General features: G+C 74.2%; 11 protein-coding genes. 6 read left to right on the top strand and 5 right to left on the bottom strand.

The annotated features are described in order from the left end of the window. Positions 1–174: 174 nt before the first annotated feature. Positions 175–1,572 carry a sensor histidine kinase gene (locus ABT116_RS33015; protein WP_351641294.1) on the bottom strand — a complete coding sequence of 466 codons (1,398 nt, stop codon included), beginning with the start codon at positions 1,570–1,572 and terminating at the stop codon, positions 175–177. Next, positions 1,569–2,267 (bottom strand): response regulator transcription factor, encoded by a 699-nt coding sequence (locus ABT116_RS33010; protein WP_351641292.1) that lies wholly within the window; start codon positions 2,265–2,267, stop codon positions 1,569–1,571. Before ABT116_RS33010 ends, ABT116_RS33015 begins: the two co-directional genes overlap by 4 nt. 131 nt (positions 2,268–2,398) lie before the next feature. Here ABT116_RS33010 and ABT116_RS33005 point away from each other — a divergent pair, with 131 nt between their 5' ends. Continuing rightward, complete coding sequence (locus ABT116_RS33005; RefSeq protein ID WP_351641290.1) at positions 2,399–2,911, top strand: hypothetical protein; 513 nt, start codon at positions 2,399–2,401, stop codon at positions 2,909–2,911. Positions 2,912–2,983: 72 nt separating this feature from the next. On the opposite strand, the gene ABT116_RS33000 is transcribed toward ABT116_RS33005, so the two are convergent. Together ABT116_RS33000 and ABT116_RS32995 are read right to left on the bottom strand one after the other, a co-directional pair. Beyond that, on the bottom strand, positions 2,984–3,853 hold the full coding sequence (locus ABT116_RS33000) for a spermidine synthase (protein WP_351641288.1): 870 nt from the start codon (positions 3,851–3,853) through the stop codon (positions 2,984–2,986). 58 nt (positions 3,854–3,911) lie between these two features. Next, positions 3,912–4,307 (bottom strand): hypothetical protein, encoded by a 396-nt coding sequence (locus tag ABT116_RS32995; protein ID WP_351641286.1) that lies wholly within the window; start codon positions 4,305–4,307, stop codon positions 3,912–3,914. Between the two features lie 297 nt (positions 4,308–4,604). On the opposite strand from ABT116_RS32995, the gene ABT116_RS32990 reads away from it, so the two are divergent. After that, on the top strand, positions 4,605–6,068 hold the full coding sequence (locus tag ABT116_RS32990) for an NsdA family TPR-like regulatory protein (RefSeq protein ID WP_351641284.1): 1,464 nt from the start codon (positions 4,605–4,607) through the stop codon (positions 6,066–6,068). 69 nt (positions 6,069–6,137) lie between these two features. On the opposite strand, the gene ABT116_RS32985 is transcribed toward ABT116_RS32990, so the two are convergent. Beyond that, a complete protein-coding gene (locus tag ABT116_RS32985; RefSeq protein ID WP_351641282.1) occupies positions 6,138–6,731 on the bottom strand; it encodes a histidine phosphatase family protein in 594 nt (197 codons plus the stop codon). 187 nt (positions 6,732–6,918) lie between these two features. On the opposite strand from ABT116_RS32985, the gene ABT116_RS32980 reads away from it, so the two are divergent. Genes ABT116_RS32980 through ABT116_RS32965 form a run of 4 tightly spaced genes read left to right on the top strand, consistent with a single transcriptional unit; the run spans position 6,919 to position 11,981 of the window. Then, positions 6,919–7,920 (top strand): phosphatase PAP2 family protein, encoded by a 1,002-nt coding sequence (locus tag ABT116_RS32980; RefSeq protein WP_351641281.1) that lies wholly within the window; start codon positions 6,919–6,921, stop codon positions 7,918–7,920. Continuing rightward, on the top strand, positions 7,871–9,067 hold the full coding sequence (locus ABT116_RS32975) for a hypothetical protein (RefSeq protein ID WP_351641279.1): 1,197 nt from the start codon (positions 7,871–7,873) through the stop codon (positions 9,065–9,067). Before ABT116_RS32980 ends, ABT116_RS32975 begins: the two co-directional genes overlap by 50 nt. After that, on the top strand, positions 9,058–10,650 hold the full coding sequence (locus ABT116_RS32970; protein ID WP_351641277.1) for an amino acid adenylation domain-containing protein: 1,593 nt from the start codon (positions 9,058–9,060) through the stop codon (positions 10,648–10,650). The genes ABT116_RS32975 and ABT116_RS32970 overlap by 10 nt, the downstream gene beginning before the upstream one ends. Beyond that, complete coding sequence (locus ABT116_RS32965; protein WP_351641276.1) at positions 10,647–11,981, top strand: AAA domain-containing protein; 1,335 nt, start codon at positions 10,647–10,649, stop codon at positions 11,979–11,981. The genes ABT116_RS32970 and ABT116_RS32965 overlap by 4 nt, the downstream gene beginning before the upstream one ends. The last annotated feature ends 92 nt before the right edge of the window (positions 11,982–12,073 follow it).

Below are 12,073 nucleotides of genomic sequence, written 5' to 3'. Positions count from 1 at the left end.
AAGGCAGGGTTCGGCCATGAGGGTGTGGCGTGAAATCCAGTCGCAATCGACCAGAAGCCAACTTGACCGAACACGGTGGCGCAATAACAGCCGTATGTCCGGTCACGCGTCAAGAGCCGTCGCCTTCATTTGTCGAAACGTGACCGTCCCGTGAAGACGCGAGGTCGCAGGCGCTCAGCGGGACCGGGAGCGGTTGTACACAGCAGCGAGCCTGCCGGGGCGGCGCCGCCGTATCTGGCGGTGCCCACTGCCGCCCGGGGCGCGGCCGTCCAGCTGGATCCAGATCCGCACCTCGGTCCCGCCGAGCACCGAGGAGCCGATCCGCACGTCCCCGCCGGTGGACTCCGCGAGCCGGCGCACGATGTCCAGGCCGAGCCCCGTCGAGCCGTCGCTCCCCGAGCCGCGGCCCCGCGCCATCGCCGTCTCGGGGTCGGCTATGCCCGGGCCCGCGTCGGAGACGAGGACGATCACCGCGTCCTCACCGTTGTGCACGTCGACCGCGAAGGCGGTGCCCTCCGCGGTGTGCCGGAAGACGTTCCCGAGCAGCGCGTCGAGCGCGGCGGCCAGGTCGGCGCGGGCCACGGGTATGCGCACCGGCCGGTCGGCCCCGGCCACCCGCCACTTTCTGCCCTCGTCCTCCGCGAGCGCCGACCAGAACGCCATCCGCTCCCGGACCACCTCGGCCGCGTCGCACCCCGCGCCCGGACCGGCCGCGGCCGTCTGCGGCTTGGCCTCCCGGGCCGTACGGATGATGGTGTCGACCTCGCGCTCCAGCTGCTCGACCGCGGTCCGGGTCTGGTCGGCGGCCGGCCCCTCGCCGAGTGAGGCCGTGTTGAGGCGCAGCACGGTCAGGGGCGTCCGCAGCCGGTGGGACAGGTCGGCCGCCAGCTCCCGCTCGTTCGCCAGGAGCTGGACGACCTGGTCGGCCATCGAGTTGAACGCGACCGCCGCCAGCCGCAGCTCGCTCGGGCCCTCCTCGGGCACGCGCGCGCCGAGCCGGCCCTCCCCCAGGTCGTGCGCCCCCTCGACCAGGCGCCGCGCGGGCCGGACCATGCGGACGCCCAGCCGGTCGGCGACCGCGACCGAGCCGAGGATCAGCGCCACCCCGACCGCGGCGAGCACGGCCCAGGCCGTGCCCACGCCGTTGGTGACGTCGGACTCCGGCACGTACACCTCGACGACCGCGATCTTGCCGGTGCTGAGCGCGACCGGCTGGAGCAGCGTCGAGCCGCCGGGGACGCCGGTGGTGGAGGCGCGGCCCAGCTTGCGCACGGCCGCGATGTCCTCGTCGGCGGCGCGCCGCCGCCCCAGCTCGAGGGCCTCCTGGCCGTCGCCCGCCGGGAGGTGCACGGCCATCCCGGCGTCGGCACCGGCGGAGGCGACGACCCGTTCGAGCTGATCGCGGTCGGTGGTGATGGACAGGGCCGGGGCGACGGCGGCGGCCTCCCGCTCGGCGTTGGAGAAGGCGCGATCGCGGGCCATCTCGCGGATGACGAGTCCCAGCGGCACCGCGAAGGCGACCACGACCATGGTGGTCACCGCCAGCGACACCTTGACCAGGGCCCACCTCATCGCGGCGCCCCCGGTGGTTCGAGCTTCACGCCGACGCCCCGAAGGGTGTGCAGATAGCGCGGGTCGGCCGCCGTCTCGCCCAACTTCCTGCGCAGCCAGGACAGATGGACGTCGATGGTCTGGTCGTCACCGTAGGACTGCTGCCACACCTCGGCGAGCAGTTCCCTGCGGGAGACGACGACGCCGGGCCGGCGGGCCAGGAAGGCGAGCAGGTCGAACTCGCGGCGGGTGAGGTCGAGTCGCGCGCCGTCCAGCTCGGCCTGACGGCGCAGCGGGTCGACGGTCAGGCCGCCGACCCTGATCGCGGGGGACGGCTCCCCTTCCGCGGCGCCGGAGCGGGCGCGGCGCAGCACGGCCGCCATGCGGGCCGAGAGGTGCTCCACCGAGAAGGGCTTGGTCAGGTAGTCGTCCGCCCCGGCGTTCAGCAGCCGGACGATCTCCGTCTCGTCGTCCCGGGCGGTGGCGACGATCACCGGCACGTCCGTGATCCCGCGCAGCATCTTCAGGGCCTCGGACCCGTCGAGATCGGGCAGTCCGAGATCAAGGATCACCACGTCGAAGCGGACATGGGCGACCTCGCGCAGCGCCTCCAGTGCCGTCCCGACACTGCGCACGGTGTGCGAGGCGTCGGTCAGGTGGCGGATCAGCGCCGAGCGTACGAACTGGTCGTCCTCGACCACGAGCACACTTGCCATGCGCCGCACCGTACGCCATCTCGAACAGCCGGGTGCGGGGCTGTGGACAACTCCCCGGCTGGGGACAACCGACCCCCGCGGGACGCCGTTTGCGGGCCACGTGTGGGGCGCGTGAGGCAGTATGGCCCGCGATGCGCAGAGGACTCGTACACGTACTGGCCTGGCTGCTCGCCACGGGCGCGGCGGTCACGCTGTCGTGGTGGGGTGTCCACACGGTGATGGCGGGCACGGCCTACGACCCGCCGCGTGCCCTGCCCATCAAGGCCGCCGACGCGTCGTCCACGCGGGAGCCGAAGGCGTCGGCCACGCCGCCGGAGCGAACGCCTGCGCCCAAGCGGCGGCAGCCGAGCACGCCCCCCGCGGCCGGCCGACCGAGCCCCTCCCCCACGCCGTCGGCCGGCACCGCCGCCCCCGCCGCCTCCGGCCGGGTCAGGAGCTACGACACCGACGGCGGCCGGGCGGTCTTCGACCTCGGGAAGACGTCCGCCTCGCTGGTCTCGGCGACGCCCGGGGCGGGCTGGTCGATGCAGGTGTGGAAGACGGAGTCGTGGATCCGCGTGGAGTTCTCCTCGGGCGCGGACCGGGTGTCGGTGTTCTGCACCTGGCACGACGGGCCACCGCGGGTGGAGATCGGGACCTACTGAGTGCCCTTGGGCGGCGTATGCGCCCGGTGAGCGCGGCGGCCGGTCAGCGCGCCTGCTGAGCGCCGTGGTCGGTCACTTGAACACCGACGCGGGCGGCGCCGGTGACGCCACCGCCGCGAGGTCCGTGACGGGCGCGGCCCCGCCGGTGAAGTCGGTGAGGGTCCTGCCGTGTTCGACCCGGGCGGGGTGCGGGTCGGAGGCGGCGAGGCGGGTCAGCTCGGCGACGGGCAGCGGGTGGTCGGAGGCGACCAGGACTGCGTTGCCGAAGCGCTTGCCGCGCAGCACCGCAGGATCCGCGACCAGTGCGAGCTGCTCGAAGCGGGCGGCGGCGGTGGCGATCTGGCCGCGCAGATGGGCGAGCGGCGGCCCGTCGGCGAGGTTGGCGGCGTAGACACCGCCGGGCCTGAGCGCCCTGCGCACGTCGTCGAGGAACTCGGTCGAGGTCAGGTGGGCCGGTGTCCGGGCCCCGCTGAACACGTCGGTGATCACGAGGTCGGCCCAGCCGTCCGGCACCTTGGCGAGGCCCACGCGGGCGTCGGCGGAGCGCACCCGTATGCGCGCGTTCGGATCCAAGGGCAGCTCGCGGCGGACCAGTTGGACGAGGGCGCCGTCGCGTTCGACGACCTGCTGGGTGGACCGGGGCCGGGTGGCGGCGACATAGCGGGCGAGGGTGAGGGCCCCGCCGCCGAGGTGCACGGCGTGCAGGGGCCGTCCGGGCGGGGCGACGAGGTCGATCACATGGCCGAGGCGGCGCTGGTACTCGAAGGACAGGTACGCCGGGTCGTCCAGGTCGACGTGCGACTGCGGGGCCCCGTCGATCACCAACGTCCAGGCCCGGGCCCGCTCGCGGTCGGGGATGAGCTCGGCGAGCCCGCCGTCGACGCTCTCGACGACGGCCTCCGCACCGGCCTGTCTGCGCCGGCCGCCCTTGGACTTTCCCATGGGGTCATTATCGGGGTGGGCCGCTGAGCGGGACGTACGCCCCGGGGGCGAGGGGGCCTCAGCGGCAGCTGTCCGCCGCCCTGATCATCCGGGCAGCCTCGCCCAGGGCGTCGCGCAGCGCCGCGGGATCGGTCGCGAGGTCCGCCTCGCCGGGCGGCAGCAGCCAGTCCGAGCCCGCGACGGGAGCCCCGGGCGCCAGGGCCGGTCCGCGTCCGTCGGTCTCGGTGCAGGTACTCCCCGGCAGGTCCCACGCGGCGGCCGTTCCCGGCGGCACAAGAAAGCCCAGGGTGTCGCCACCGTCGTCGTGCAGGACGGGACCCACCGCGTCCGCCGGTCCGCGGCGCAGGATGTCGACCGCCTCCAGCCCATGCCGGGCCGGCACCGTCACCACATCGCAGCCGGCCGCCGGTGTAGCCGACGGCGTGCGAGGATCGCTGATCCGGCTGGTCTCCATCCGGCCTCCACCACGAAAACCCCTGCTTGGACGAGCGGTCGGGAGAAGGGGGCCTCCCGGTCCGCGAGGTTCAACGCGGCGAGGCGTCAACGGCTACGGCGGAAGTCAGCCGCAAAGGATGGCACTTCATGGCAGATCACGGATGAGATATCCGGTTTGTAGCCAAACACAGCGTGGCGACTTCATCACAGCAGGTACGTTCTTGCTCGCCGGACACGGGGCGGACCATGCGGACAACTCGCCACGAGTCGCCCCGCATCCGGCATGGTTCGACGGTTCGCACGGGAGGACCCGGCCATGGCGTCGTCAACGGTGACCTCGTCTCAACCCAACCGGCCGCCACGGCCGAACCTCGCCTTCCGGCGGCTGCGCGGACAGCACTCGCCGGCCGAGTTCGCCGCGGCGATCCGCCGGGCCGGGCTCGAGATCGGCGAGCAGGTCAGCTGTGACGCGCGGTACATCGGCCGGGTCGAAGCGGGCGAGATCCGCTGCCCCAACTACGCGTACGAACGGGTGTTCCTGCACATGTTCCCAGGCCGCACACTCACCGACCTGGGGTTCGCGCCCCGCTCGTCCGTACGCGGACGCCGGGCGCGCGACACCGAGGACGCGCCCCTGCCGCGCACCGCGAACCGGGCGAACGCCACGAGTGAGACCAGCAGGGCGTGCGAACCGTATGAAACGCGGAACCCGTACGACCCGTACCACCCGCACGACACCTACGAGGAGAGCGACGTGCTACGTCGCGCGTTCATGACCGGCGGAGGCGCCACGGTGGCCGCCGCCTCACTGGGGCCTGTCGGCCTAGCCCGCGACGCCTCTGCGGCACAGCGCCCCGTGCACCGCCGGGTGCACCGCGCCGGGGCGAGCGACGCGGGCGCCCTGGAAGAAGCCGTCCGCCGGATCCGGCTGCTCGACGACCGGCACGGGGCCGACGGCCTCTACCGCCGCGCCGCCGCCCCGCTGCGTGCCGCCTACGCCCTGCTGGACGCCGGCGCGACCCGCCAGACGACGGCCGACCGGCTCTTCTCGGGCGCCGGTGAACTGGCCATCTCCGTGGGCTGGCTGGCCCACGACTCGGGGCGCTTCGACGACGCCCGCTCGCACTACGCGGAGGCCCTGGCGACCGCCCGGATGACCGGGGACCCCGGACTGGAGGCGCACGCCTTCTGCAACACGGCGTTCCTCGCGCGCGACGCGGGCCGGCCGCGCGAGGCGGTCCGGGCGGCCCAGGCCGCACAGCGCGTCGCCCGTCCCGTGGGGTCGGCGCGGCTGATGTCGCTGCTCGCGCTGCGCGAGGCGGGCGGCTGGGCCGGACTCGCCGACCGCGTCGGCTGCGAGCAGGCACTGGCCCGGGCGCAGGCCTTCTTCGAACGGGGCCCCTCGGACGCCGACCCCGAGTGGATGAGCTTCTACGGGGAGGCCGAACTGGAGGGACTGGAGGCGCAGTGCTGGTCCACGCTGGGCGACTGGCCCCGGGCGGCCCAGCACGCGCGCCGGGCGGCCGAGCTGCAGGATCCGCACTTCACCCGGAACATCGCCCTGTACACGGCGGAGCTGGCCGACGACCTCGCGCGCGGTGGCCGGCCGGACGAGGCGGCGGTGGCGGGGATGCGGGTGCTGGATCTGCTGGAGGAGGTCCAGTCGTCCCGCGTCCAGACCATGCTGGCGGCGACGGCCCGCGTGCTCCGGCCACACCGCCGGGCCACCGGAGTGACGGCGTTCCTGGAGAGGCATGCCTCGGCACCGCGCATGGCCTGAGAACCGGCCGAGCACGGCCTGCGAGTCGGCCGCGCGTGGCCTGAGAACCTGCCGAGCATGGCCTGGGACCTATCCGAGGTGCCCCACGTCGTTCCAGCTCTCGATCGCCGGCTCCCCGTAGGCCCAGCCCAGCACGGACAGCGACGTCGGGTTCAGCCGTATCCGGGCCGCGAAGTCGATCGGGAGACCCAGCCATCGCGCGCCTATGGAACGCAGTATGTGCCCGTGGGCGAAGATCAGGACGTCGCGGTCCTCGGAGCGGGCCCAGGAGACCACCTCGTCGGCCCGGGCCGTGACCTCGGTGAGCGACTCGCCGCCCGGGACGCCGTCGCGCCAGATCAGCCATCCGGGCCGGACGTCCTGGATGTCCGCGGGGGTCATTCCCTCGTACGCCCCGTAGTCCCACTCCAGCAACGCGTCCCAGGCACGCGCGCGGTCACCGAAGCCGGCCAGTTCGCAGGTCTCACGCGCGCGTGCCAGCGGGCTGGTACGCACCTCGACACCGGCCAGGCCCTCGAACGGCGCCCGGTGCAGGCGCTCCCCGAGCAGCTTGGCACCGCGCCGGCCTTCCTCCAGGAGTGGCACGTCGGTCCTGCCCGTGTGCTTGCCGGACAGGGACCACTCGGTCTGTCCGTGGCGGGCCAGCAGGATGCGCGCGGCCATGGGAAACCTTTCCGGAGGAACAACGCAAGGGGAACTCCTCCATCATCGCGCACGTCCGCCGGGGGCAACCCGGGGGGCGATCTCTGCGTCTTCGAAGGCCGGAGGCGCACCACGGGGCGTGCGCCCACGCCGTACAGTGGCACGGCCGAACGGGTTACGCGTGATGACGAAGGGGGAGGACGATCGGATGCCGCACACCGAGACACCGGGCACCGAGGCGGCCCCCACGCCCAGGTTGCGCTGGTGGACCGAGCTGCCGCTGATCCTTCTGGTGTACGCGTGCTACTCGGCCGGCCGGCTCCTCGCCCGGGGCGACGTCTCCGGCGCCGTCGACAACGGTCTGACGATCCTGCGCTTCGAGAAGGCGCTGTATCTCAACTTCGAGCACCCGCTCAACCGTCTCTTCACGCGCGAGGCCTGGATCGGGATACCCGCCGACTTCTGGTACGCGTCGCTGCACTACCTGGTCACACCGGCCGTCCTGGTGTGGCTCTTCCGCTCCCGGGCCGTGCGCTACCGCGCCGCACGCACCTGGCTGATGACGTCCACCCTCATAGGTCTGGTCGGCTTCACCCTGCTGCCGACCTGCCCTCCCCGGCTCCTCGACGCGAGCCACGGTTTCGTGGACACGATGGCCCAGTTCAGCTCCTACGGCTGGTGGGGAGGCGCGGCGAGCGCACCGCGCGGCATGGGGAACATGACCAACCAGTACGCGGCGATGCCGAGTCTGCACGTGGGCTGGGCCCTGTGGTGCGGAGTGATGCTGTGGCGCTACGGCGGCACGCGCGCGACGAAGGCGGCCGCTGTCGCCTACCCCCTGATCACGACGATCGTGGTCATGGGCACCGCCAACCACTACTTCCTCGACGCGGTCGCGGGCGCGGCCGTCATGGGCGCCGGACTGCTGCTGGCACCCCTCGTGATGCGCACCGCGGACCGGGTCAAGGCGCGGTTCGTGCGGCCGGTGGCACCGGTCGCGGCGACCTCTCCCACCGCCTCCCAAGCCACGTCTCCCACCGGGTCCTCCGCCGCCTCTCCCGCCGCGGGTTCCTCGATTGTCAGTGCCGGATGCCAGACTTCCGCGGGTGAGCGAATTCCACGGCAGCGCGAGTCGCGGCTCGGAGCGGGAGCCGAGCCGGGTGCCTCCCCCAAGGACGCGGGGGACGGCGCTCCGGCACCGGCTCGCTGAGCTGCGCGGCCCCGACGTACCCGCGAAGGCACTGGACGCGCGCGCACTGGCGGCGCTGGCCGCCAACCCCGGTTGTGCGCGGCGCGCGATCCTCGACGGCGCCGGGGTGAACAAGGCGGCGCTGGCGAGCGCGCTGGGCTCGCCGTCGGCCTTCGGGCAGTCGCAGTTCGCGCTCACCAGAGGCAACGCCTTCGAGGCGAAGGTCAAGGCCGACGGCGGCGCGGAGCTGCTGCGGCTGGTGCACGAGAAGCTCGACCGGTCCGCCGAGCCGCCCGTCGACGCGCGCGTGCCCGACCTGACGGCGACCGGCCCCCGGGGGCGTACGGCCCGTACGGAGCTGGAGCTGCGGGAGGCCACGGCGCACCCCGGCGCCTGGACGCTGCTCGACCATCCGATGCTCGCGCTGGACGTGGCGGGCTCCCCGGCGTTCCTGGAGCCGGACGCGGTGGTGGTGCACCCGGACGGCAGCTGGACGGTCGTTGAGATCAAGTCCTTCCCGCTGCTGGACGGATCGGCGGACCCGGCGAAGGTCGGGGCGGCGGCCCGGCAGGCGGCGGTGTACGTGCTGGCGCTGGAGGAGCTCGCCGCGCGGCTGGGCGCGGAGCCGGAAGCGGGCGCCGCACGTCTCGGCGTCGAGCCGGAGGGGGGCGCCGGTGCCGAGGGAGTGACCGTGCCCGCGCCGCGTGTGCGGCACCGGGTCCTGCTGGTCTGCCCCCGGGACTTCTCCAACCTGCCGGCCGCGTCCGCCGTCGACATCCGCAAGCAGCGGGCGGTGACGGCCCGCCAGCTGGCCCGGCTGACCCGCATCGAGGACATCGCCGACACGCTGCCCGAGGGCACCTGCTTCTCGCCGGAGCTGCCCGCCGGGGAGCTGACGGCGGCCGTGGAGTCGGTCCCGGCGACCTACGCGCCCGAGTGCCTGTCCGCGTGCGAGCTGGCCTTCCACTGCCGGACCCGCTCCCGCCAGGAGGGCGCGGTGACCTCGCTCGGGCGTCCGGTACGGGCGGAGCTGGGCGGCCTCACCACCGTCGAGGACGTCCTCGCGGCCGCGCGCGGCGAGGCGGGCGATCCCCACGACCCGGCCGTGGCGGCCCTGCGGCGGGCGGCCGCCCTGCGTGCCGAGGCGCTGGAGGCGGCGTGTCGCTGATCTCGACCCTGGCCCGTCTCGAGGCCGTCAGCACGGGCCGTGCCCAGCCCGCCGCCACCGTCCGGCACCGGCATCTCGGCGACCGCCCGCTGGTGTTCGTGCCGCTGACCACCGCCGGTGAGGCCGGTGCCCCGCTCGGTGCGCTGGTCGGCACCGACCGGGACGCGCCGCGTCTGCTGGCCGTCCCGCAGCCCCGGGACCGCGACCTGAGATTTGCGTTCCTGGCCGAACTGGCCGACGTCGTGCTGCCGTACGTCGACTCCTACGCCGAGACCGTGGAGGCCGCCGAGCGCACCGAGACCGACCCGGAGACCGGCAAGCGCGTCAAGGTCGAGGTCGATCTGTGCGCGGACGCGCCCCAGCTGATCGTGCCGAGCCGGGCGGGCATCGACCTGGTGCGGCTGCTCGGGCGCTCCATGCGGTTCCGGCGGACCCTGGAGCAGGATCCGGAGGCTCCCTATCCGGCGCCGCCGCGGGTGCCGCTGCTCGGGCGGTGGCTGACGCACTTCGGGGAGCGGGCCCGGGTGCCCGGCTCCTCGCTGCTGCTGGCGATGACCGACGTCCTGGGCCGGCACTGGGTGACCGGGCAGTCCACCCTGGAGGACCAGCATCTGGGGGCGTTGCTCGCCTGGATCGACCCGCCGGAGGGCGGCACCGGTGCCGAGGCCGCGCTGCGGGCCGAGCTGGAGCGGGACGCGCAGGGGCAGCTGACCTGCCCGCCGGCGGGTCCGGCCACCGACCCGGCGTTCGACAACAAGCTGCTCGCCCCGGCCATCGAGCGCTACGACCGGGCCCGCACCGCCCTCGCCGCGGCCGAGGACGGTCTGGAGGCCGACGACCGGCTCGGGGCGCTGACCGCCGCCGAGCGGGCGATCCGCGACCTGGTGCTCAGCCGCACCCGGCCCACCTGGGACGCGGTATGGCGGGGCCTCGATCTGCTGCGGGAGCTGCCCGAAGGGGCGCGGGTCGAGGAGCGGTGGACCCGGGACCGCTGGTCGTTCACCGGCCACCGCGACCGTGTTCTGGCCGGTGAGCCCCCGCAGCCGCGCCGCGACGACGCGGTCACCGCGGCCAACAAGCTCGCCACGCGTGAGCGCGAACAGGCCCGGCTGGAGGCGCAGGAGGCCCTCGACGACCCGCTGGTGATGGCGGGTCGGCGGCTGTCCGGGGAGGCGTTCGCGGGTGAGGTCACCGACGTCGTGATGGCGTACAGCGAGGGCAAGCGGCCGAGCCCCCGCCCCCTGGTCACGGTGCGCACGGACGACCGGCCGTACCTCGGCGAGCGCACGAAGGTGTACCGGTCGCTCGGCGGGAAGCCGCAGTCGGCGGAGTTCGTCGCGGCCGAGGAGGACGGTGCGTACGTCGTCCTGCGGATCCTCGACAAGATGGGCCGCGGCAAGGAGCCCGAGCCGGGGTCGGTGCCGGAGAAGGGCGAGCGGATCTGCTTCACGCTCTTCGAGCACGAGCAGCGGGGCGGTGCGAAGCTGCCCGATCCGGAGGAGACGCCGTGGACGCACGGCGGGCCGCCGGGCGAGCCGGCCCTGGAGGCCGCGGACCCGGTGACCGAGGAGGATGTGCTGTGACCACGGTGTTCGACCCCTCGGCCGCCGCGGCGCAGGCCACCGACGCGATCCTGCACGACACGCTGCACGGCACCGCGCGCGGTGTCGTCGTGGACTCCCCGCCGGGCGCGGGCAAGTCCACGCTGGTGGTCCGCGCGGCCCTGGAGCTCGCGGAGGCGGGCCACTCCCTGATGGTGGTCGCGCAGACCAACGCCCAGGTCGACGACCTGGTCCTGCGGCTCGCCGAGAAGAGCCCCGAGCTGCCGGTGGGGCGGTTGCACAGCAGCGACTCCGACCCGTACGACAAGGCGCTCGACGACCTGGAGAACGTACGCACGTCGGCCAAGGCGGCCGACCTCGCCGGACTGGCGGTGGTGATCTCGACGGCGGCGAAGTGGGCGCACGTCAAGGTGGACGAGCCGTGGCGGCATGCGATCGTCGACGAGGCGTACCAGATGCGCTCGGACGCGCTGCTCGCGGTGGCCGGGCTGTTCGAGCGGGCGCTGTTCGTGGGTGACCCGGGGCAGCTCGACCCGTTCGCGATCGTGGGCAGCGAGCAGTGGGCGGGTCTGGCGTACGACCCGTCGGCCTCGGCGGTGACGACCCTGCTCGCGCACAACCCGGACCTGCCCCAGCACCGCCTGCCGGTGTCGTGGCGGCTCCCGGCCTCCGCGGCGCCCCTGGTCTCGGACGCGTTCTACCCGTACACGCCGTTCCGCAGCGGCACGGGCCCCGGCGACCGGACCCTGGCCTTCGGTGTGCCGTCGGACGGCTCGGGCCCCGACCGGGTGATCGACGAGGCGGCCGAGTCGGGCTGGGGCCTGCTGGAGCTGCCCGCCCGGCACACGCCGCGCACGGACCCGGAGGCGGTCCGGGCGGTGGCCACGGTCGTACGGCGCCTGCTGGACCGGGCGGGTGCGGCGACCTCGGAGCGCTCCTCCGGTCCCTCGCCCCTGACGGCGGACCGGATCGCCGTCGGCACGGCCCACCGGGACCAGGCGGCCGCGATCCGCTCGGCACTGGCCGGCCTCGGCGTCACCGACGTGGTCGTGGACACGGCGAACCGGCTCCAGGGCCGCGAGTACGACGTCACGGTGGTCCTCCACCCCCTCTCCGGCCGCCCCGACGCCACGTCCTTCCACCTGGAGACGGGCCGCCTCTGCGTCCTGGCCTCCCGCCACCGGCATGCCTGCATCGTGGTCTGCCGGGCGGGCGTGACCGGCCTCCTGGACGACTATCCGTCGACGGAGCCGGTCCAGCTGGGGACAGTGGTGAAGTTCCCGGACGGCTGGGAGGCGAACCACGCGGTCCTGGCACATCTGGCAGAGCACCGGGTGGTGTGGCGACCGTGAACCGCGCCTCCGGACCCGCCCGCCCTCACCCCTTCCGCCGGCCCGAGGCCCGCAGGGGCTGCTGGGCCCACCGAGCGTCGACCAGCTCGCCG

The organism is Streptomyces sp. NPDC002130 (assembly GCF_040296465.1).
Classification (GTDB): Bacteria; Actinomycetota; Actinomycetes; order Streptomycetales; family Streptomycetaceae; genus Streptomyces.
Note: the sequence above shows the minus strand (reverse complement) of the source record. Positions and strands in the feature narration are given on the sequence as shown.